General features: G+C 46.6%; 21 protein-coding genes and 1 tRNA gene. 14 read left to right on the forward strand and 8 right to left on the reverse strand.

What is annotated here, in order from left to right:
* Positions 1–59: 59 nt before the first annotated feature.
* The 8 genes from QUA74_RS08525 (at position 60) to QUA74_RS08560 (ending at position 11,885) form a co-directional block, all read left to right on the forward strand.
* On the forward strand, positions 60–1,190 hold the full coding sequence (locus QUA74_RS08525) for a serine/threonine-protein kinase (RefSeq protein WP_333326991.1): 1,131 nt from the start codon (positions 60–62) through the stop codon (positions 1,188–1,190).
* A 531-nt stretch (positions 1,191–1,721) separates the two neighbouring features.
* Entirely contained in the window at positions 1,722–5,228 is a 3,507-nt protein-coding gene (locus tag QUA74_RS08530; protein ID WP_333326994.1) for a PAS domain S-box protein, read from the forward strand.
* A 212-nt stretch (positions 5,229–5,440) separates the two neighbouring features.
* Complete coding sequence (locus QUA74_RS08535; RefSeq protein WP_333326996.1) at positions 5,441–6,709, forward strand: FAD-dependent hydroxylase; 1,269 nt, start codon at positions 5,441–5,443, stop codon at positions 6,707–6,709.
* Positions 6,710–6,894: 185 nt separating this feature from the next.
* A complete protein-coding gene (locus QUA74_RS08540; RefSeq protein ID WP_333326998.1) occupies positions 6,895–7,119 on the forward strand; it encodes a DUF2281 domain-containing protein in 225 nt (74 codons plus the stop codon).
* Positions 7,119–7,523, forward strand: coding sequence for a type II toxin-antitoxin system VapC family toxin (locus QUA74_RS08545; RefSeq protein WP_333327000.1), 405 nt, complete (start codon positions 7,119–7,121; stop codon positions 7,521–7,523). Before QUA74_RS08540 ends, QUA74_RS08545 begins: the two co-directional genes overlap by 1 nt.
* 18 nt (positions 7,524–7,541) lie before the next feature.
* A complete protein-coding gene (locus QUA74_RS08550; protein WP_333327002.1) occupies positions 7,542–7,766 on the forward strand; it encodes a hypothetical protein in 225 nt (74 codons plus the stop codon).
* 307 nt (positions 7,767–8,073) lie between these two features.
* Positions 8,074–8,751, forward strand: a complete 678-nt coding sequence (locus tag QUA74_RS08555) for a DNA-binding response regulator (protein WP_333327004.1) — start codon at positions 8,074–8,076, stop codon at positions 8,749–8,751.
* Positions 8,752–8,831: 80 nt separating this feature from the next.
* Positions 8,832–11,885: a CHAT domain-containing tetratricopeptide repeat protein gene (locus QUA74_RS08560; protein ID WP_333327005.1), complete on the forward strand. Its 3,054-nt coding sequence runs from the start codon at positions 8,832–8,834 to the stop codon at positions 11,883–11,885.
* On the opposite strand, the gene QUA74_RS08565 is transcribed toward QUA74_RS08560, so the two are convergent.
* The 5 genes from QUA74_RS08565 to QUA74_RS08585 all read right to left on the reverse strand — a co-directional run bounded on the left by QUA74_RS08565 (position 11,882) and on the right by QUA74_RS08585 (position 13,642).
* A complete protein-coding gene (locus tag QUA74_RS08565; protein ID WP_333327008.1) occupies positions 11,882–12,262 on the reverse strand; it encodes a hypothetical protein in 381 nt (126 codons plus the stop codon). The genes QUA74_RS08560 and QUA74_RS08565 overlap by 4 nt on opposite strands.
* 111 nt (positions 12,263–12,373) lie before the next feature.
* The gene (locus tag QUA74_RS08570; protein WP_333327009.1) at positions 12,374–12,625 is read right to left on the reverse strand and encodes a DUF5615 family PIN-like protein; all 252 of its coding nucleotides are present in this window, start codon (positions 12,623–12,625) and stop codon (positions 12,374–12,376) included.
* Positions 12,618–13,016 carry a DUF433 domain-containing protein gene (locus QUA74_RS08575; protein WP_333327011.1) on the reverse strand — a complete coding sequence of 133 codons (399 nt, stop codon included), beginning with the start codon at positions 13,014–13,016 and terminating at the stop codon, positions 12,618–12,620. Before QUA74_RS08575 ends, QUA74_RS08570 begins: the two co-directional genes overlap by 8 nt.
* 37 nt (positions 13,017–13,053) lie before the next feature.
* Positions 13,054–13,266: a helix-turn-helix transcriptional regulator gene (locus tag QUA74_RS08580; RefSeq protein WP_333327013.1), complete on the reverse strand. Its 213-nt coding sequence runs from the start codon at positions 13,264–13,266 to the stop codon at positions 13,054–13,056.
* 292 nt (positions 13,267–13,558) lie between these two features.
* Positions 13,559–13,642 (reverse strand) — tRNA-Leu (locus QUA74_RS08585).
* Between the two features lie 228 nt (positions 13,643–13,870).
* Here QUA74_RS08585 and accC point away from each other — a divergent pair.
* Entirely contained in the window at positions 13,871–15,226 is a 1,356-nt protein-coding gene (gene accC / locus QUA74_RS08590) for an acetyl-CoA carboxylase biotin carboxylase subunit (protein ID WP_333327015.1), read from the forward strand.
* 122 nt (positions 15,227–15,348) lie between these two features.
* Here accC and QUA74_RS08595 read toward each other — a convergent pair whose 3' ends face one another.
* Positions 15,349–15,633 carry a YggT family protein gene (locus QUA74_RS08595; protein ID WP_006634856.1) on the reverse strand — a complete coding sequence of 95 codons (285 nt, stop codon included), beginning with the start codon at positions 15,631–15,633 and terminating at the stop codon, positions 15,349–15,351.
* A gap of 124 nt (positions 15,634–15,757) precedes the next feature.
* Between QUA74_RS08595 and psbX the strand changes: the two genes are divergently transcribed.
* The 5 genes from psbX to QUA74_RS08620 all read left to right on the forward strand — a co-directional run bounded on the left by psbX (position 15,758) and on the right by QUA74_RS08620 (position 20,747).
* Positions 15,758–15,877, forward strand: a complete 120-nt coding sequence (gene psbX / locus QUA74_RS08600) for a photosystem II reaction center X protein (protein WP_006634855.1) — start codon at positions 15,758–15,760, stop codon at positions 15,875–15,877.
* Between the two features lie 281 nt (positions 15,878–16,158).
* Positions 16,159–16,968, forward strand: a complete 810-nt coding sequence (locus tag QUA74_RS08605) for a Ycf66 family protein (RefSeq protein ID WP_333327017.1) — start codon at positions 16,159–16,161, stop codon at positions 16,966–16,968.
* A 282-nt stretch (positions 16,969–17,250) separates the two neighbouring features.
* The gene (locus QUA74_RS08610) at positions 17,251–18,375 is read left to right on the forward strand and encodes a redoxin domain-containing protein (RefSeq protein WP_333327019.1); all 1,125 of its coding nucleotides are present in this window, start codon (positions 17,251–17,253) and stop codon (positions 18,373–18,375) included.
* Positions 18,376–18,484: 109 nt separating this feature from the next.
* A complete protein-coding gene (locus tag QUA74_RS08615; protein ID WP_333327021.1) occupies positions 18,485–19,936 on the forward strand; it encodes a trypsin-like peptidase domain-containing protein in 1,452 nt (483 codons plus the stop codon).
* A 190-nt stretch (positions 19,937–20,126) separates the two neighbouring features.
* Positions 20,127–20,747 carry a pre-peptidase C-terminal domain-containing protein gene (locus tag QUA74_RS08620; RefSeq protein WP_333327023.1) on the forward strand — a complete coding sequence of 207 codons (621 nt, stop codon included), beginning with the start codon at positions 20,127–20,129 and terminating at the stop codon, positions 20,745–20,747.
* A 234-nt stretch (positions 20,748–20,981) separates the two neighbouring features.
* Here QUA74_RS08620 and QUA74_RS08625 read toward each other — a convergent pair whose 3' ends face one another.
* Positions 20,982–21,170 carry a chlorophyll a/b-binding protein gene (locus QUA74_RS08625; protein WP_006634850.1) on the reverse strand — a complete coding sequence of 63 codons (189 nt, stop codon included), beginning with the start codon at positions 21,168–21,170 and terminating at the stop codon, positions 20,982–20,984.
* Positions 21,171–21,264: 94 nt separating this feature from the next.
* Positions 21,265–22,281 (reverse strand): succinate dehydrogenase/fumarate reductase iron-sulfur subunit, encoded by a 1,017-nt coding sequence (locus tag QUA74_RS08630; RefSeq protein WP_333327025.1) that lies wholly within the window; start codon positions 22,279–22,281, stop codon positions 21,265–21,267.
* Positions 22,282–22,419: the final 138 nt, after the last annotated feature.

The following is a 22,419-nucleotide window of genomic DNA, read 5'->3' on the forward strand; positions in this document are numbered from 1 at the left end:
GCTATTTTAGGACAAAAAAAATGTGCAGAGCCTGTACAAGTAACTTAAGCCATGAAACTATGACGGTAGAAGAAGCCATAATTTTTTTGGACAATCTGGTATACGAACAAACGGAAAAACACCTGAGTCGGCTGCAACAGTCGATAATTCGAGGCGTTGTAGGGGGTTTGACGTACAAAGAAATTCAGCAAAACGATCCGATCGCCCGCGGGTACACAGTGGGCTACCTGGGGCGGTATGTCGGCTACAACTTGTGGAAAGACCTCACCAAGGTACTCAAGCAAGCAGAAATTCTCGGTCAAGAAGAAAGAGTAGTCGGAGCAAATCTTTGGGACTGTATCATGAGAGCTGTAGAACAAGGCACACAACCCGCTAAATCTGTCGATCCGATCTTGCAAAAGCTGCTGCGGATGCGTTACCGAATCAGAGAACATTTGGTCAGCACGGAGTACAGCGATACCTATCTGGCTGAAGATGAAAATTTGCCCGATCGACCTTTGTGCCTCGTCAAGCGCCTGAAAAGCCAGTGTGAGAGAACCAGGCATTTATTCGATCGAGAAACGCGGGTTTTATATCGATTGGGTCAACACGATCGCATCCCGGAATTGTTAGCTCGCTTTGAAGAAGATGGATATTTTTATTTAGTCTATCAATTCATCGAAGGGCAACCGCTGTATCAAGAACTAATCGAAGGTCAACCTTGGGAAGAACATCAGGTTATCGCTTTGTTGAAAGATATCTTGGAAGTGCTTGTTTTTGTTCACAAACAAGATGTAATTCACCGCGACGTTCACCCTCAAAACTTAATCAGGCGGACATATGATGGCAAGATTGTATTAATTGACTTTGGGGCCGTTAAAGAAATCAACACTTCACTTCACAGCATCGGTCAAACGAAATCGCGCGGTGGGACTCAGCAAGATTATATTCCTCCCGAACAAGCCATCGGCTCGCCGAAATTTTGCAGCGACATCTATGCTGTCGGGCTCATCGGGATTCAAGCCTTGACAGGGATGCGCCCGAAACAACTCAGAGTTGATAATTTAGGCAATCTCATCTGGCAGAAAAATGCAAGTGTCACCCCGGAGTTGGCTCGCGTTTTAGACCAGATGGTGCTGTACGCTTTCCCCCAGCGTTACCCGTCAGCAACCGAAGCTTTGGAAGCACTTCAAAAGTTGGGAGTTAGTTGACTGTTGTCAGTTGACAGTTGACCGTTACCAAATCCGACTTTAATATCCCCTCTTTAGTCCCCCTCTGCGGGGACTTTGTTTGTGTAGTAGCGGTTTTCAACCGCCGAGTCTTATCTGTTGTGCCGATCGCATTTCCCACAGCCACAGCAGCCGGTTTACAATGCGAGTGATCTTGTTGCAGAGTGATTCATCCGCTACCATTATCCCTCGATGTACTGAGTAAAAACACTCGGTCTTGCCGATGAATCGGGCGCCAATTTCCGAAATCGAAGGGACAACGAACAAGGAACAAGGAATTTTTTATTAAAATTTATACATAAAAAATTAGTCAATTCTGCCGAATGCCTTCTACATAAGAGCCTTCAACCTTCATTTGACTATCTCTCTAAAGTTAGATAAAATAATTCATATTTTATGATTAGCAGGTTAGAGAAAATCTTAAGCAGCTTTGTATAGTAGGCAACAATATTACTAGAGTGTTTATTGTTACGTTAGATACGTAGAAACCCAATAATTAGAGGGATCGAGAAATTGGAAGTTTTTGAACGAACACAACAACGGCAAACGCCCTCCACCCGAATGGCTGCTGTCGAGTCTTTTTCCAAAAAAGCGAGTATTGCAGTAATGGCGATCGGCTGTACAGTCCTTTTGGGTTGGATATTCGATCTGCAAATGTTAAAAAGCATTCTGCCCGGACTCGTTACCATGAAAGCCAATAGTGCGGTCTGCTTTATTTTGGGCGGGTTTTCTCTATTCATCCAACAGATCCGGCGCGCCAAATTTACAGCAAGAAAGCCTCAAAGAAATCATAAATATTTAATTTTGGGATGTTCATTTTTAATTATATTAATTAGCTTATTAACCCTAGTTCAATATAGCTTTAATTTAGACTTAGGCATCGACCAACTGCTATTTAAAGAAAGTTACACCTTGACAAGACCCGGAACACCAGGACGCATGGCACCGAATACTGCTGGTGCTTTTTTATTGCTGGGAACAGCGCTGCTGCTGCTGTCAGAACGTCGCCCTAAATACCTGCGGATTCAAATCTTAAGCTGTTCAGCATTTTTAATTGCATTTACGGGTTTGATAGGCTATTTCTACGACAAAGCTTTATTTTACCAAATTGGCAATAATACAGGAATGGCTTTGCACACCTCCGCAGCATTTATGTTGCTGAGCTTCGGCATTTTATTTGCCAGTCCAGAGCGAGGATTGATCGCAGTAATGACGAGCGATCGCGCGGGCGGCATCATGGCGCGGCGCTTGTTACCACGGGCAATCATTATCCCGCCTTTAGTGGGTTATTTCATCATATCGGGAGAGCGGTTACAAGCCTACACACCGGAGGTAGGGATATCGCTGTTAAGCGTATTGAACGTGATTATTTTTACAGTTCTGATTTGGCAGAATGCCAAAACTCTCTGCACCGCAGACCGGAAGCGCTATCGAGCGGAACTGGGACTGAGGAAAGCTAAATTAGACTTAGAAACTCAAGTTGAGAAACGGACTCTCCAACTGCAACTCGCCAATGAGCAATTGCAGGAGCAAATTTTTGAATCTCAAACAACAAAGCAGGCGCTTCAAAAAAACTACAACCTGTTGATGGCAGTCATTAACAGTACGCCCGAAGCCCTATTTGTCAAAGATATTCAGGGCCGTTACCTGATGCTCAATGCTGCGGGAGCTAGTATAATTGGCAAGTCTGTAGACGACATTATCGGCCGAGATGACAGCGAGTTATTTCCGCCGGAAATTGCGGGAAATATTAGGAAAACCGATCGCCCAATTATGACAGCCGGCGAAACGCAAGCGATCGAAGAAGAACTACCAGTTAAAGGCAATTTGCGGACATTTATTTCTACAAAAAGCGCTTATCGGGACGGGCTAGGAAATATCATCGGTATAGTTAGCATCGCGCGGGATATTACTGAGAGAAAACAAGCCGAAATCGCCCACAAAAATCTGGCAGCAATTCTGGAAGCAACGCCGGATTTTGTAGGTATCTGCGACCTCGAAGGACGCGCGGTTTATATCAACAAAGCAGGCCGAAAAATGGTGGGTATAGACGAAAACGAAGATATATCCAACCGACAAGTTCCAGAATTCACGGCAGAGTCAGCCCGCAGCACTTTGAATCAAGCGATCGCCACCGCTGTTTCCGGGGGCGTTTGGAGCGGAGAAACCGCCTTCGTGTCAGCATCAGGACTCGAAATTCCCGTCAGCCAAGTCATCATCTCCCACTCCGCACCGGACGGCAAACTCACATACATTTCGACGATCGCCCGCGACATCAGCGATCGCAAAGAAGCTGAAAAAGCGCTGCAACTGTCTCAAGCTCGTTTCGCCGGCATTTTAGAAATTGCCGACGACGCGATTATTTCCGTGGATGCTGACCAAAAAATTATCCTGTTCAACCAAGGTGCAGAACGGATTTTTGGGTGGACGGCTGCTGAGGCGATCGGGCAATCCCTGAGCCTGCTGTTGCCCGAAGCTTTGGTCGCCCCTCACAGCCACCTCGTCAGTAATTTCGGCGACAACATTAAACAAGCCCGAAAAATGGGCAGCCGCAAAGAAATTTTCGCCCGCCGCCGAGACGGTACGGAATTTCCCGCCGAAGCTTCTATTTCCAAACTCGAAGTGGCAGGTGAAATCATATTCACAGCTATTTTGCGCGATGTGACAGCCAGCCGAGAAGCCGATGAATTTGTGCGTCTGAGCGAGGAAAGATACCGATCGCTGGCAATGGCCACCGCACAGATGGTTTGGATGACAGACGCTAACGGAATCGCCGAGAAACCTCAGCCTGATTGGATAGCTTATACGGGCTTGAGTTCTGAAGACAAGGACTACTGGATAAAATCAGTGCACCCAGAAGATCGCGATCGCACAATACAAGCTTGGATGCGGGCCATAGAAACAAAAAGTCTCTATGAAATCGAGCACCGCTTGCGGGCTGCAGACGGCAGCTACAGATACTTCTGGGTGCGGGGCGTCCCCATTTTGGCCGCCGACGGCAGCATTCGCGAGTGGGTGGGAACTCACACCGATATTAGCGATCGGGTGGAAGTTTTGGAAGCACTCAAGCAGTCCGAGGGACAGTATCGAGTGCAAGCAGCCCAGCTCGAAAAAGCTGTCCAGGAGTTGCACCAAACTCAAACTCAACTAATCCAAACCGAAAAAATCTCTTCTCTGGGGCAGCTAGTCGCCGGCGTCGCCCACGAAATTAACAATCCGATTAACTTCATCTACGGCAACATCACCCACGCCAGCCAATACGCCACAGACTTGCTCGGTTTGCTCCATCTTTACCAAGAAAAATACCCAAATCCCGTCCCGGAAATTGTAGAAGCAGCCGAAGATATTGAAGTCGATTTCTTAATGGAAGACTTTACGAAGATTTTGGAATCAATGAAAGTTGGAGCCGATCGCATCCGCGACTTAGTTGTATCCTTGCGTAACTTTTCCAGACTCGACGAATCGCAGATGAAGCGAGTAGACATTCACGAAGGAATCGAAAGCACTTTGCTAATTTTGCAGCACCGGATCAAAGCTAATGTACTTCGTCCCGCTATTGAGATTATCAAAGAATACGGCAATTTTCCAAAAGTCGAGTGCTATGTAGGTCAGCTCAATCAAGTATTTATGAATCTTTTAGGAAATGCGATCGACGCCCTCGAAGAGTACAACAGCACTCATTCTTCAAAAGAAATATATGCTCGTCACAACAGAATTCGGATTAGCACAAGTGCGAATTCAGACACAGTAACAATTCGGATTGCCGACAACGGTATGGGAATCAATCAAGAAGTTATTAGCAAGTTGTTTGACCCCTTTTTCACTACTAAACCAGTCGGCAAAGGCACAGGCTTGGGGCTGTCAATCAGCTATCAGATTATAGTTGAAAAACACCGAGGCCAATTGCAGTGTATTTCCGCCCCTGGCGAAGGTGCAGAGTTTGTCATAGAAATTCCCATTTGCCAGAAACTATCAGCGCTGCCCGCCGAAAACACAAAGGAAATGGTCAGCAGTCATTAGACAGTTGACAGTTGACAGTTGACAGTTGGCAGTTGGCAGTTGATAGTGGGCAGTTGCTCGTTGATGGTTGTCATTAATCATAAATTTCTCAACGTCTCCCCATCTCCCCGTCTCCCCATCTCCCGTCTCCGTCGCTCGATCGCCCTAAATCGAAATAATTCTTTACAATAAAAAAGTAACAATCCAATTAACTTTGACAAAATCCCTTGAAAATGCCTGTAAACCAACTTTCTCCAACAACAGCCTCCACGGAAACACAGACACTCGACTTTGACATAGCCATCGTCGGAGGCGGCATAGTCGGGGCCACCTTAGCCAGCGCCTTAAAAGATTCAGGATTGAAAATCACTATAATTGAAACCCAACTCCCCGCAGTCGCAGCAGCCAAAAAACAAGCCTATGCAATTACCTTACTATCAGGAATGATCTTAGAAGGTATCGGCGTGTGGCAGCAAATCTTGCCCCAAATCACCACCTTCGAGCAAATTAGCCTCTGCGACGGCGACTATCCGGGCGTCGTCGAATTCCACCGCCCGGATTTGGGAAATACTGGCAAATTGCCCGTACCAAAAGCAGCTTTAGGTTACGTTGGCGAGCACGGAGTCATGCTGTCAGCTTTGCAAGAATCTTTGGCAAAAAACCCGAATTTTAGTTGGGTTTGTCCGGCGGAAGTAGTCGAGGTAAAATATTTAACCGATTGCGCGGAAATAGAAGTCAAACAAAACGGCGAAACTCGGACTATTCGCACCAAATTATTAGTCGCCGCCGACGGTTCGCGATCGCGCATCCGCACCGAAGCCAACATCAGCACTCGCGGCTGGAAATACTGGCAATCCTGCGTTGCTATCACTATTAAAGCAGAAAAACCGCACAATGATATCGCTTTTGAGCGCTTTTGGCCGAGCGGCCCGATGGGAGTTTTACCATTACCGGGGAACCGTTGTCAAGTAGTTTGGACAGCACCCCACGCGGAAGCGAAAGCTTTGCAACAAATGGATGAAACAGAGTTTTTGACTTTGTTGGAACAGCGCACGGGCGGGCTTTTGGGGCGTTTGGAATTGGAGAGCGATCGCTTTTTGTTTCCGGTGCAGTTAATGCAGAGCGATCGCTACGTTTTGCCCAGATTAGCACTAATTGGCGACGCGGCCCACTGCTGCCATCCCGTCGGCGGCCAGGGATTAAATATGGGCATTCGAGACGCAGGGGCGATCGCCCAAATCTTGCAGCAAGCGCATCAAAAAGGCGAAGACATCGGCGACTTGCGAGTATTGAAACGGTATCACAACTGGCGCAAAAAAGAGAATTTAATCGTGTTAGGATTTACCGATTTTCTAGACAGATTATTTTCTAATACTTGGCTGCCAATTGTAGCATTTCGCCGCTTCGGATTGTGGTGTTTGCGGACAATTCCGCCAGTGAGGTTTTTAGCCTTGCGCTTGATGACCGGTTTAATGGGGCGGCCACCGAAATTAGGCATTTAGTCAAAATCTAAGAAACCGGGTTTTTTTCCATTTCTTCGGCTGTCACCAAATATTCTCGCAAAAACCCGGTTTCTGGCCACTCACCACCATCAAACTAAATTCATCAATGACTGGTATATAATTAAGATAGAACATAGCGGAGTCAAAGCTATCTCAACTACAGCCAAAACGGAGGAAAAAAGACAATGAATTTAGAGCAAGCAGTTTTAGATAAATTGCGCGAATTACCCTCGAATCAGCAGCAAGAAGTTTTACATTTCGCTGAATTTCTTCAGCAAAAAACTATGGCTAAACGACCGCTAAAGAGTGTCAAAGGGTTGTGTGCTGACTTAAAAGTAGATATTACAGAAGAAGACATCGCCCAAGCCCGACAAGAAATGTGGGGAAATTTTCCCAGGGAGATTGTTTGATGCCTTCAGTCGTAGCAGATACGCACACCCTAATTTGGTACATTTTTGAACTACCAAGATTGTCGGCAGCAGCATTAACAGCATTAGATCAAGCGGTTGATGAGGGAAATTTTATCTACTTTTCTGCAATTACAATTGTAGAAATTTCTTACTTAATTGAGCGAGGGCGTTTGGCAGGGGAGGTGCTGACACGAGTTTTAAATGCTGCGGACGATCCAAATGTGGGAATTCTGCTAGCACCTTTGGATCGCAATATCTCGGCAAGTATTCAACAAATTGACAGGGCAACAGTTCCTGATATGCCAGATAGAATTATTGCGGCCACTGCTTTATCTTTGAGTCTTCCGTTAGTCACCCGCGACGCTAAAATTCAAGCGTTAACCACTATTCAAACAATTTGGTGAGTATGGGTGGAATTTACCATGCAAGAGAGTGAGTGGGAGTTTGCGGAAATCTGGGCGGATACTCTGATATCTCCGCCTTATATCCTGATGTTAGTCAAGGAAATTTCAGGAAAATTTTGCATCCACAACCCGGCACAAAATTATAAAGTTATCTTTACCAGTGACAATTACGAATCTGCTAAAATGTGGCTACTAGAGGATGAATATGAGCGTTTGAATAGTCGGATTTTACGAGAAGTATAAAATAAAGTGGTGTCGCCATATCCGCCAGGGGTTCAAACCCCTGGCTCATAGCGAAAGTCGGTTGAAACCGACTGAAAAGCTGAGATAAAAATGAAAAACTCTTTAGTCCTCTTCAGAGGACTTTTGCTATGAGGCAGGGGTTTCAACCCCTGGCGGACTATCGGGCTAACCGAGGTTTCTCGCCACTCGCACCATCAAAGAAACCTGGTTTTTTCCTCAATCTTTGCAATGTTACGAAGTTGGTCGCAAAAACGCGGTACAATGATCGACTCAGCTCGAACCCAGCCCTGACGGCAATAGAAAAACCATGCAGCCAGAACAAGAACAAGAAATTCTCAACCTGCGCGATCGCCAATTAACGCCCAAACAAATTGCCCGAAAGTTAGGACTGAAAGCATCCGAAGTCAGTACCTTTCTTCAATCTCATGCAGAACAAACAGCCCTCGCTAGCGCCGAAAAAGGAGAGTTATTGCCCGTTGCTCAATGTCTCGTGGATGTAAATTTTGCGAAGGTATTGTTAGGGAATGAAACCTCTGAAACGAGCGGTTTGGGTTTAGTGGTGGTTACCCGTTCTAAGGGATACAATCGTTTTGTTGCAGCCTCTTATTTGATCGACTACTGGTGTTTGGGAGTTAAGGATGTCATCCCGCCACGTAACTGCAACGATAGCCAATATAAAAATTTCGTTCAGCTTTCTTACTCGCAGTTTATGCAAGAGTACGAGGAGATTAGTGTAGAGCAAGCACAAGCCCTGGTTTGGGGCGCGATCGCCTATGCCAAAACATTAGGCTTTGAACCGCATCGCGATTTCGAGCAGTCGAAGGCTCATTTAGGAGAATCAACCAGCGAAATTGGCTTGAAATTCGGTCGCAATGGAAAACCTTGTTATATTGAAGGGCCTCACGATAATACAAGGAAAATTATCAATACGCTTAAAAACTCTGTGGGAGAGGGTAATTTCGATTACTTGTTCGGGATGGGGTAGAAATTGATACGGGGGAGCGTCAACCGCCAAACCATCAATCGTGATAAAATAAACATCGGTGTTACTGACAACTCCCCACAATGGAAGAAACCCGCGCCCAAGCTTATCAGCAATTGATTGTGACACTCCTGAATTGCTCCAACGGTGAGAAACCGCAGATTTTAGAGGCTAACTCAGGATTGGTAGATTCGGGGTTTCTGCAATTTTGCGAGGTAGTAGCAGAAAAATTGGCAGAGGAAGGTCAGGAAAATCAGGCTCATTTTTTACGAAATTTTGCCAGCCAAATATGCGATTTTTTGGGGATTAATGAAGAGGAAGATAGCGATAACTTTGAGGGTAAAAATCCACAAAAATATTCAAATTTTATTAGACAATTATTGCAAGCAGAACAAGATAGCAAGAGCGATGTTGCGGTAATTTACCGAATGCTGGCTCGACGGCAATATCTCCTCAATGCCCGTTTTGCCGAGATTTTACAGCAAGTGGCTCAAAATTTAATTGCCGACGAAAATCCAGAAAAAATTGAATCAATTATCGCCGTTATTGAAAATTTAAGTATTCATATTAGTAAATTTTCGCTTGGAAATACAGCGAATAATATTGAAATTGCGATCGCAGGTTATCAAATAGTTTTAAGTAATTGGGAACGGGGGAGTCAAAAATGGGCAAGGACGCAAAATAATCTGGGAACTGCCTACTGGAAGAGAATCAGGGGAGATCAAGCAGAGAATATTGAAAAGGCGATCGAGTGTTACACTTCGGCATTAGAAATTTACACCCGCGATGGCTTTCCCAAAAATTGGGCAACGACGCAAAATAATCTGGCAATTGCCTACTATAAAAGAGTCAAGGGAGATCAAGCAGAAAATATCGAAAAGGCGATCGACTCTTACAATGCAGCATTAGCAGTCTACAGCCGCGAAGCCTTTCGCCAAGATTGGGCAGGGACACAAAATAATCTGGCCACTGCTTACTTATACAGAATCAGGGGAGATGAAGCAGAGAATGTCGAAATGGCAATCGCATCTTATACTGTGGCATTAGAATTCTACACCCGCGATGACTTTCCCGAAAATTACGCAATGATACAAAATAATCTGGCAACTGCCTACCTTCACAGAATTATGGGAGAGAAACCTGAGAATATCGAAAAGGCGATCAACTCTTACAATACAGCATTAGCAGTCTACACCTGCGAAGCCTTTCCCCAAGATTGGGCAGGGACACAAAATAATCTGGCAACTGCCTACTTTCACAGAATTATGGGAGAGAAACCTGAGAACATCAAAAAGGCGATCGCACTTTATCACAATGCTTTAACTATCAGAACTCATGAGAATTTCCCGCAAGACCATACAGCAACTTTGTCTAATTTAGCTGATCTTTATCGAAGTAACCAGCAATGGCAACTCGCTTATGATACCTATGCCCGAGCGATTGAAACAGTAGAATTTTTACGGGGCGAGATTCAATCTGGAGATGAAAGCAAACAGAAATTAGCTGAAGAATGGAATGAACTTTATCTGGCCATGGTAGAGGTTTGCATCGAACTGCAACGCGACACCGAAGCTGTGGAATATGCCGAACGCAGCAAAGCCCGAAACCTTGTAGAACTGTTTGCCAACCGTGACATCAAACCTAAAGGCAATATCCCCGAAACTGTTCTCAACGAATTGTCGCGCCTCGGTCGAGAAATTGAGGCCGAACAGCGACAACTGGAAATCGAACAGATAAACCGTAACAGTAATGGTGGCAGAATATTGGGAGAACGCCGCCTCAAAATCGACAGCCTAACCACTAGCCGCGATTTTACTCATCTCACCAAACTGCGTAAACAACTCGATGAATTGATTGCTCATGAAATTACACCAATCGATCGTGATTTTAGCCTAACCCAAAAAGTTAAGCCCATCCTCTACAAAGACATTCAAATTCTTACAGGTGAAAACACCGCTATTCTTGAGTGGTACATCATAGGCGATAAATTTATAACTTTCATCATCACCCCACAATCCCCAACACCAATAATCTGGCAATCTTCAAGAGCAGACTTTCAAGCCTTGGAAAATTGGGATAACGAGTATCAAAAAGACTACAAAGAGAGAAAACCCCAATGGAAGCAAAAACTAGCCTCCCGCCTCCAAAACCTAGCTGAGATTTTGCATCTTGATGAGATTTTAAAGAATATTCCGAAACCGTGCGATCAACTGATTTTAATTCCCCATCGCTTCCTGCATCTTTTCCCCCTTCATGCGTTGCCAATCTCCCACGAAAGGGATTTTGAAAGCGGATGCACCGATGAAATCGATTCTTCTATCACTGTATCCCTGTCCAAATCCGAATCGTGCCTTCTCGACTTATTCCCTGGTGGAGTCAGCTATGCCCCCAGTTGCCAACTACTGCAACAGGCGAAACAGCGACAACGCCCTAATTTCTCTCACCTATTTGCTATTGCCAATCCTACCAAAGACCGCTACTTACTTGAACTGCAAGCCGCTAACATCCGTCACAAATTCAAATCTAATGATTTCTTGGCAAAAGATGATGCTAATAAGAACGCAATTCTAAAGGCGAAACTCAGCTTTGCCAACTGCGCCCATTTCGGTTGTCACGGCAAGTTCGAGCCTGACTGGCCTTTGGAATCATCCCTGGTATTCGCCAATAAAGAACGTTTGACACTGTTGGAAATCTTTAATCTTGACCTAAATCAATGTCGTCTTGTCACCCTCTCCGCCTGCGAAACTGGATTGACAGAATCCAGAACCAGCGATGAATATATCGGCTTACCTTTCGGATTTCTCTTAGCAGGTAGCCCTAGTATGGTAAGTACCCTTTGGAAAGTGGATGAACTCGCCAGCACTTTGTTACTGATTCGGTTCTATGAAAACCTAGAAACTCTATCAACGGTTACTGCTCTCAATGAGGCACAACAATGGCTGCGGAATCTGACTTCAGAGGGGCTTGAAGCATTATTAAAATGCCTCAAACCGCAAATTGATCAAACATTTAAACTGTTGCCCAAAAAAGAACGCACACGCTTTGTTAATGCTCCTCTGGATGGCGCACTGAACCGCAAGCCGTTTCCTTTTGCTGAACCTCATTACTGGGCTGGCTTCACTGCGATCGGCGTTTAGCAATCCTGACAAAAATTGTCCAAATTTTTCGTGCTTATGTAAATAAGTACCAGTGTTAATGGTACTCCTATGTAAACGCCAGCAGTTATTAGCGAACCCAAGGCAACAGCAAAACCTTGACTCAATACGTCTTTAAAGGCTTGCGTACAAATATGAGGACGCAATTTATCTGCTGATTTTTCTAACCAGCTAGGCTCATTCGGGTCTTTTGCATCTAGATCGTTGTCTAATTCTCCTGACTTAATTGCTAAGGTTTCGGCTGCATATTCTAAATCGCCTTCACACTCTTCAAGTACATCAAGCTCTTTTAGAGCATCGGGATATTCTTGTAATTGGGAGCGATACAGTTCAATTTCTGCTTGGGTAACGGTAGTCATTGGGATAATGGCGATCAAATAAATGAGTAATTCTTATTTTGCCATAATTATTGTACTTCTTTTGTGTAGAAATCCGGCGGTTGAAACTGCGGCTACACAAACAAAGAAACTTCATCTTTGAGCAGCCAAAATGATGCCACCATGTTCGGGATAACGCTGAGCTAAAACCTGAAAATCCCGGATATTAAACGTAAAAATACACCGCCCTCGCGCTGTTGCTTCTAGCAATTGAGCCTCATCGCTAGCATCTAAAGCCATCCACTCAGTCGGTGTCCGAGTGACATCGTGACTGCGAGATAAAAGGGCGGCTTGCAAAGCTTTAATAGAGGTATCGGCATCTAGATGCAATAGCGGTTTAGACATGAGCAGCTTCGATAATTTGCTCAGCGGCAATAGATGCGTCTATTTCGTGATGGTGAGCGGCATAAAAAGCGAGAACATCGTTCACTTGATCTTCACTTAAATCATACTCAGTGGCAATTTGGTTTGGAGAAAAACCCCATTTCTGCCCTGCGATGACTACTGTTTGCACCCGCAACCGAGTGCCGCGCAAAACGGGAACGAGTTCGCCGCTAGCGCCGCGCACATAGGTGATTTCAGGAAAAGCCGGATCGTCATTCCGCTGGTTGAGGGTAGCGACTTTTTCGGCTACAGCCCAGAGGATAAACTGATCGAAGGAAATGCCTTGGAGTGTTGCCAATTTTTCAGCTTCTTGCTGTAACTGAACGGGTAAGTTTAAGGCGTAGGATGTCATCGATCTAACTTCCGTTTGCTAATATAATTTCATCGGTTCATTCTTTAACAACTTCCATCAACTCCTCAATCAAAACATCGAGGGTGCGAGCTATCTTTTGAATGGATGTGATATCAACCGTTGCTAGTCCTTCCGATCGAGCATAGTGCCTGACTGTGCTGTACGGAACCTCGGCTCGATCGGCAACATCCTTTAGCGTCCATCCTTTTTCGTCAGCCAACTCTCGGATTCGGAACCTAACTAATCCCATTCTACTTGACAAACGATAAGTATCTATGTTTCTAATTCAAACACAATTGTCGATCGACAGTTAAACAGTATTTTGTATGGTGCGGATCTGTCAGAAGTTCGATCGTACTTAAAGATATCTGATGAATCCGCATCCGAGGTATTCGCGCACAATCAAAGAAACCGGGTTTTTTCCCAAATCTTCGCACCGTAACCAAATATTCTCGCAAAAACCCGGTTTCTGGCCACCCACCCATCAAATATAAAACAACTGCCAACAGCCAAAACTGTCAACAGTTGTTTTATATATTCAATGCGGATGGCGAGACTCGAACTCGCAAGGACATAATGCCACACGCACCTCAAGCGTGCGCGTATACCAATTCCGCCACATCCGCTCTTTCCGACAATCTCCGGGATTTTTGCGTTACCAGTTAAAGATTCACAGGTTGAGGTTCCTGACATTTAACTTGTGACTTGCCCTTTGACACCGCCGATTTACAATCATAGCACCACTACCAGCAAAATGTAAAATAAATTTTTGTGAACAATTTCTGGAAAACGATTATCCAGAACATACCGAAAGGCATTATTGTACAGAATATTGAGTGAATTAAGCAGCGAAGATGGGGTTCTCGAAAATTTTAATCGCTAATCGGGGAGAAATAGCTCTCCGCATACTGCGCACCTGCGAGGAAATGGGGATTGCCACGGTCGCCGTTCACTCCACCGTAGACAAGCACGCCCTGCACGTCCAGTTGGCAGACGAAGCCGTTTGCATCGGCCCCCCCACCAGCAGCAAAAGCTATTTAAACATCCCCAACATTATCGCGGCAGCCCTGACACGCAACGCCGCAGCCATTCACCCCGGTTACGGCTTCCTCGCCGAAAACGCCCGATTTGCCGAAATCTGCGCTGACCATCAAATTACCTTCATCGGCCCTTCTCCTGCCGCGATGCGGGCGATGGGCGACAAATCCACCGCCAAAGAAACTATGCAGCGGGTGAAAGTCCCCACAGTTCCCGGTAGCGAGGGATTGCTGGCAGACGATCGCGAAGCTTTGTCGATCGCCCGCGACATCGGCTATCCTGTGATGATCAAAGCCACGGCCGGCGGTGGAGGCCGCGGGATGAGGCTAGTTAGAGAAGCATCCGAACTCCCCAAACTATTCTCAGCAGCCCAAGGCGAAGCCGACGCAGCCTTCGGCAACCCCGGACTTTACCTCGAAAAATTTATCGAAAAACCCCGGCACATCGAAATCCAAATCCTCGCCGACAACTACGGTAACGTCATCCACCTCGGCGAGAGAGATTGTTCGATTCAGCGGCGACACCAGAAACTCCTCGAAGAAGCCCCCAGCCCCGCCCTCAGCCAGAAACTGCGAGATCAAATGGGTCACGCCGCCATTGCCGCCGCCAAATCCATCAACTACACGGGTGCGGGGACTGTCGAATTTTTGCTTGACAAATCGGGCAAGTTCTACTTTATGGAAATGAACACCCGCATCCAAGTAGAACATCCCGTCACCGAGATGATTACAGGCCTCGACTTGATAGCCGAACAAATCCGCATCGCCCAAGGAGAAAAACTGCAAATCAAGCAAAACCAAGTAATTCTCAACGGCCACGCGATCGAGTGCCGCATCAATGCCGAAGATCCCGATCGCAATTTCCGACCCCACCCCGGCATAATCAGCGGTTATTTGCCTCCCGGTGGCCCCGGCGTGCGGATGGACTCTCACGTTTACACCGATTACGAAATACCGGCTTACTACGATTCTTTAATCGGTAAAGTAATTGTATGGGGGCGCGATCGACCGACAGCCATCCGCAGGATGAAACGGGCATTGCGGGAATGCGCCATCACTGGCGTTCCTACCACCCTGGGCTTCCACCAAAAAATCCTCGATTCCCCCGAGTTTCTCAGCGGCGAAGTTTACACTAATTTCGTCGAACAGTTCTTGAACCAAAACAGTCATTAGTTAAAGTCTTGGACGCAGAACCTAAATTATGTAGGGTGCGCAGTGCGCACCTTACCCCTATACTTCCCGCGTCAAACCTCTTTTTGCGTCAGTCATGACTAATGACTAATGACTAATGACTCTTACATCATCATGGTCAGCAGCCCTTGCTGACCGAGAATCATTTCTCGCAGCAAGCTACAGATACCCACCCAAATAATCGGCGTAATGTCCACCCCGCCGATCGGCGGTACAATCTTTCTTGTTACGGCTAAAAAAGGTTCCGTCGGCCAAGCGATCAGACTCAACGGCAACTTGCTCAGGTTCACCTCGGGATACCAAGTCAGGACGATCCGAAAAATAAACAGCAAGGTCATCACGACTAGGACAGATCCCAGAATCCAACTTGCAACGGTAATACCAGTCATGGGTCTTATCTCGAAAATTTAAGTTTTGTTAAGTCTGCCCTTCATAATTTTAACCGTTTCACAGGTGCGATCGAAAGTATAAAATTAATAAAAATCAAATTGTTGTAACAAAGGCTTGGAATCTATGACTCCTTCTCTCGCGAACTTTTTGTACAGCCTGCTGGTCGGCGTGGTGGTGGTAGTGCTTCCAGCAACGATCGGCCTGATATTCATCAGCCAAAAAGACAAAATCAAGCGCACCTAAAAAGTCAGCGGGTCTCTAAGTCCGGCGCTGCAAGTCAATTGTGGGCTACAAGTCGGGCATTTCCCCGATCCGAGAAACCTCGGCTGCCAGCAACTGTCAAGGCAAAACCTTCAGTTGACTGCTAAGCTGAGGTTTTTTCCCGTTAAACTCATTATTATACTCACTTCCCAAGCTGAAACCCTGACCGGAGGCTGCCCCAGAAAGCACAGTCGGGCTGACAGACTTAATGATAGATGTAAAATCTAACTCGCTAACATAGGAAAGACATAGGAGATAGGCTAATGGTCAATTTAGGATTGAACTGGAGCAGCCTGCTAGGGATCATCCTAGCAGTAGCAGGGGCAGGACTGTATTTTCTGCGATCGTGGCGTCCCAAACTAGCCCGAGACCACGATATTTTTTTTGCAGCAGTCGGCTTGCTGTGCGGCGGTATTCTGTTATTTCAAGGGTGGCGGCTTGACCCAATTCTGGCATTCGGTCAATTTCTGCTCAGCGGTACCGCCATATTTTTTGCAACGGAAAGCATCAAGCTGCGAGGAGCGACCACAGCCCAAGCCAAAACTCGCGCCCAATACGTAGATGAAGAGCGACCGGTCAGCAACGCCTACGGTTACGACGGCTACGATGCCGAAATGGAGCAGCTAGAACCAGAGGAAGACTATCCGCCGCGTCCCCGGATCAGAGGCAGCCAAGACTACCGTTCCTCTCGGGAAGCCTACGACGACGAACCCCGCCGCCGTCCCTCGAATCGTAACGGCAGCGTTAACACCTCCAAGCCCGATTTGCCCGATCGATCCTCGCGCAAACGTCCCTCTCGCCCAGAAGCCCCGCCTGCCCAAGAGTCTGACAACTGGGACGTTTCAGACAACCCCGAAGAAAGACCGACCCGCAGCCGCAGCAGTCGCCCCCCAGCTTCGGAAAACCGCAGTTCCGATACCCCGCCGAGAACCAAAAAACCCCGTCCTACGGAATCATCCAGGTCTCGCCCCAGCAACCGCGACGTGGAAGCACCGCCGTCAGACTACGTGGAGTATCGACCTGTAGAATACCCGGAAGACCAACCGGATAATTCCCCCAGTTTCGACAAATAGCCAAACATAAGTAGGTGGGTGAAATAAACATTTATCCCGCAGCTCCGGCTTGCGACACCGCAGAACTCTAAGTTGCGTATTATTGATACCCATCTACTTATTATCAGATATTAGACTTATTAAAAAAACTGTAAATTGCGAGTGTGAAACCCCAGACAAACGCAGATATACACAGATAAAAGCTAATTTTTTTGTAAAAAACAATTTTAACATACCGCACCTGTGGAACTAATCGACAACATAATAATCTAAATATAAAATCCCAAATCTTAAATCAGCAATATGCCATTACTCGAAATAGGAGATCCGGCTCCCTGGTTTTCTGTTCCTTCTACAAATAACCCCTCATTTCATTTCCCGACTGTTGGCGGCCGACGAGTCGTGCTTTTTTTCTTTGCCAGCGCAGCTTTTGAACAAATCCAAGTTATCCTCAAAAGCTTTCAAGAGCTTTCAGAAGAATTCCAAAGCTTGCAAGTGCCGCGGTTCGGAGTGAGCGTTGACCCAGCAGACAAAGAACAAAACAGACCGACAACAATTGCTCCGTCATTCCTCTTTTTCTGGGACTTGGATAAAACAGTCAGCCAGCAGTACGGTGTTTCCCAAGATGTCGAACAAAATGGAGTTGCCGGAGTTCACTATGCACCACAAACTTTTGTACTCAACGAAAACCTTCAGGTAATTAATATTTTGCCGATGGGTGAACCGCACCAACACGCCCAACAAGTATTAGATTTTCTCAAAACTTTGCCCCCAATTGAGGAAGCCCGACCAGCCACTCGCCACGCCCCGGTGTTGGTAATTCCTAACGTTTTGGACAAAGCCTCTTGCCGCCGTTGGATCGATATGTACAAAGCTAATGGTGGCAGTCCCTCGGGCTTTATGAGGCAAGTGGAGGGGAAAACTGTTGGCATTCACGACGAGAATTTCAAGAAACGCCGAGATTTCTTTATTGAAGACCCAAAGTTACAGCGACAATTGAATACGATTATTTTGCGCCGGGTGCGGCCGGAAGTAGAAAAAGCTTTTCAGTTTACAATTACCAGGTTTGAACGGTATTTGATAGGTTGTTACGATGCTGACAGCGGCGGTTATTTTCGGCCGCACCGCGACAACACTAGCAAAGCTACGCTGCACCGCAGGTTTGCGATGACGCTAAACTTGAATGTGGGAGAGTACACGGGGGGATTTTTACGGTTTCCAGAGTACGCGCCGCACGGTTATAAAGGGGATTGTGGCACGGCGATTATTTTTTCGTGTTCTTTGCTGCATGAAGCGACGCCGGTGATTAGCGGCCAGCGTTTTGCTTTGCTGTCTTTTTTCTACGGCAATGAGGATGCTGCGGTACGACAAGCTAATTTTAAGTATTTAGCTGCTGATTCAGATTCCCGAATTGGAGAACCGGCGTGAGGAATGTCACTACCGTGGTGCAAGTCATAAAATAATTACAGAAGGTAGTTAGCGGTTAGCCACAAAACCTAATTCCTAGCTACCGATCGCTAAATAATAATCGATCGCCATGAATTTCAAACTTCTAAGTTTAGCAGTACCGGGAATTTTAACGGTTGGGGTTGCAGCCAGCGCTGCTGCGGTTGTTACGACATCCCCTGTACGGCAATCAACAGATTTAACGGAATTTAACTCGGTGCATTCCCAGGGTGCGATCGCCCAAAGTGTCGCAGAACAAACCAATATTCGAGTCTACGAAAAGGCTAGTCCGGCGGTTGTTACCGTCGATACAGATAAATCTAACGGCAGCGGCACAATTATCAGCCCCGACGGCATGGTGTTAACTAACGCCCACGTTGTTTCGGCAGGCGGTACCGTCAATATCATTTTGTCAGACGGCAGAAAAGTTGTCGCCGATGTCATCGGATTCGGCGAAGACGGTCTAGACTTAGCCGTGGTGAAGATTCGCGGTCAAAACAATTTGCCCACCATCCCTTTAGCCAGTCCCGGTTCGGTGAAAGTCGGCCAACAAGCATTTGCGATCGGCAATCCCTTCGGTCAATTTCAAGGTACTTTGACAGTCGGAATCGTCAGCCGCATCGACCAGCAGCGGGGCTTAATTCAAACCGACGCCGCCATCAATCCCGGCAATTCTGGAGGCCCACTGCTCAACAGTTCAGGAGAATTAATCGGCGTCAATACTTCTATTTTTACTCGCGGTCGGGGCGGTGGCAGTATCGGTATCGGTTTTGCAATTTCCGCAGACAAATTACCCGCTTTCCTGACAGCGGTGCGAGAAGGGCGAGCTCCCCGCGCGGCTCAAGCCCGATCGCCCTTTGGTGGCAACAAATCACCTCAAAAAGTTGCGTTAAATGGGCCCCCCGTCAGCGGCCTCCTCACCGACAAGTCTAGCGTTCTGCCCACCGACAACAGCTTTTTTGACCTCTACTCATTTGAGGGAAAAGCGGGCCAGCAAATCACAATAGAAATGAAAAGTCAAGAGATTGACCCTTATTTAATTTTGCTCGGGCCCAACCAGCGCGAAATCGCGCAAGACGATGACGGGGCCGGGAATAAAAACGCCAGAATTACAGTCAGGCTGCCAGCAGACGGGACTTACACGTTAGTGGCAAATTCCTACCAAGCTAGGCAGTCGGGGGCTTATACGTTGGAACTGAAAGCGAGTGCTCCTACCGGGCCTTCTCGGGCGATTTTGCAAGAAGAAGGCGCTTTAGTCGCAGGCGGCCCGGTATTGCCGTCTGACAACAGTCTGTATCGCGAGTATACTTTTGAAGGTCGATCGGGTCAGTCTGTAGCCATTTCCCTCGAAAGCACAGATTTCGATCCCTATGTGGCTATCTTTGGCCCTAATAGCCGATTAGTGGCAGAAAATGACGATGCGAGCGATTCGACTAAAAATGCGTTTCTGAGCGTTACTTTGCCCGCTACGGGTCGCTACCGCGTAATTGTCAATGCTTACGATGCTGCGGGCCGGGGTCGTTACACTCTAACTGTCCGGTGAAAATGGGTAATTGGTAATTGGTAATTGGTAATTGGGAATTGGGAATTGGTCGAATTATTTTTCTTCCTGCTTCCTTCCATCCGTTAAATCCCGTACATTGCTCGTTGCCGAACTTCCTTCTTGCATCCGTTAAATCCGTTACACTCATCCGTTGCCGAACTTCCTTCTTCGTTGCAAATCGAGGTAATTCATGCGTCAAGTTAGATTTTGGGCGATCGCGCCAATTGCTCTGGTAGCTACTTTTTCTGGTAAGCCGACACTCTCCCTGCCAGTTTCAAATTCAGGTGGAGTTGCTAACAGTATTTCCACCCTCATTTCAGGAGAAATTCCCCAAAATTTACCTAACGCGAAGCCTGCTGACAAGGCTGTTTTAGCGCAAGCAAGCCCCAACCCGTCGCCCTCACCACAGAGTTCGCCAACTCAGAGCCCAACTCTAGAACCTCGGCCGAGTCCTGATGCGGGTTCATCTAAAGTCATTTTAGAACAAAACGGAGAACTCAGCCCTGCCAAGTCTTCTGTACTGCCCTCCGACAGCAGTTTGTACGACGAGTATACCTTTGAAGGCACTCAGGGCCAGAAAGTGGTTATTACTGTAGAAAGTACCGAGTTTGATACTTATCTCGCCATTTTCAACTCCCAGGGCGAGCTACTTGGAGAAAATGATGATGCAACGCAGCAAAATTCCAATTCAGAGATTTCTGTTACCTTGTCTGCGAATGGTCGCTATCGCGTCATTGTCAATGCTTACGATCCGCCTCCAAAAGGTAGAGGCAAGTATAGTTTGACCGTCCGCGAAATAACTGGAAATTAGTTTGAACGAAACTTCGGAGTCAGGGCACGGCATTGCCGTGTCCCTATAATTCAAGGACGAGCGCACTTACTTGTAGTGCGCTCGACGTTGGTACATTCCTGTGTTATCGGAAACTAGAAAAGTCATAATTTTGCATTTATAATTTGATAAACTGTATTTTAAATAAATTTTAAAAGTAGAAGGGAAGCTGAAATAGCGATAAATTTTCAACTTCCATTCTGGATTTAGATTAATTTAACGAAAACCCAGCCAGGTAAAAAAATCCTGGCGGGTAAAGAATTCTAGCAGCAAAAGTCCCACGAATCCCACCATCGCAAATCGGCCGTTGATTTGTTCTGCATAGGCATTCCACCCAAACGCTGGTTCTGGTTTTGGGGTATTTGGGGTTGTCGGTTTTGGGGAGGGAGGAGTTTTAGCAGTCATTTAAAAGTTTTGAGGTTCGAGTTTTGAGTGATGAGTTTTCGGAAGCTTTGCGATCGCACAACTTCTAATTTACAAGAGAAATGACAGCCGATCGCTAATCTGCTGACTTTTCTAAACTTTGAACCGATTCGATCAGATTTCGCACGGTTTCGGTACCTTCTGAAGGCTCAAAAAACAGCGGGAACTTGCCGCGAGCGATCATTCTCAAACCCAACGGGCCCAGACTCAGCAAACCTTTAACATCGCGGAAGTAGTTTCCTACTACTTCGATGCCAAACTTGCGCTCGTCTATCCAGCCGCCTTCTTTGACGAGCTCGATCAAGACTTTGCGGTGGCGGATCGATCGACTCGCTTGGTCGTCTTTGCGATCGAGAATCTCCTGTTTAATCTTACCAATTTGATCCATCGGCGCGACTTCCATCGGACAAACCGAGTTGCAGTAGTAACAGCGGGTGCATCCCCAGACGCCTGCGGTGCCTTCGTTGTATTTTTCGAGCCGATTTTCGGTTTCGCTGTCGCGGGAGTCGGCGATCGTGCGGTAAGCTTTGGCGAGGGCGTGGGGGCCGACAAATTCCGGGTTGACTTCGCGGGCGTTGCACTGAGAATAGCACGCACCACAGAGGATGCAGTTGCCGGTTTGGTCGAGTTTCGATCGCTCTTCTGGAGTTTGCAGAAATTCGCGTTCTGGAATTGCTCGCGAGGCGGTGCTGACATAAGGTTCCACTGCTTCTAGGTTGTCCCAAAAACTGGTCATGTCAACAACCAAATCTTTAATGACCGGCATATTTCCCATTGGGGCGACGGTGATTTCTGGGATGAAATCAGTAGGCTTTTCTGCTGAGCTGGAATCGGCTATTTTTTGCAGTCTTGCGAGTTCGCTGGCCACATTTTCTTTGCAAGCTAATGCCGATCGACCGTTAATTCGCATAGAACAACTGCCGCAAATTGTATTGCGGCAATTTTTGCGAAAAGCTAAAGTGCCGTCGTGTTCCCATTTGATAATGTTGAGGCAGTCGAGGATGGTATTGCTCTCTTCCACATCTAGGGTGTAAGTGTGAACCCGGGGAGCCTCGTTTTGATTTTGGCGGACTACGTTAAAGCGGACTTTCATATTTTGAGTGAGGAATTTAGTGTCTATTTTAAGCTAAATTTTCGGACGCTCTAGAAAGCTATTATTTGTTTTAACCACTACCTAAAGTAAGAGATTTAACCAGTTTTTATTATTGCTTGATCAAAGGCAATAAGTCCC

Source organism: Microcoleus sp. LAD1_D3, from assembly GCF_036702135.1.
Lineage (GTDB): Bacteria > Cyanobacteriota > Cyanobacteriia > Cyanobacteriales > Microcoleaceae > Microcoleus.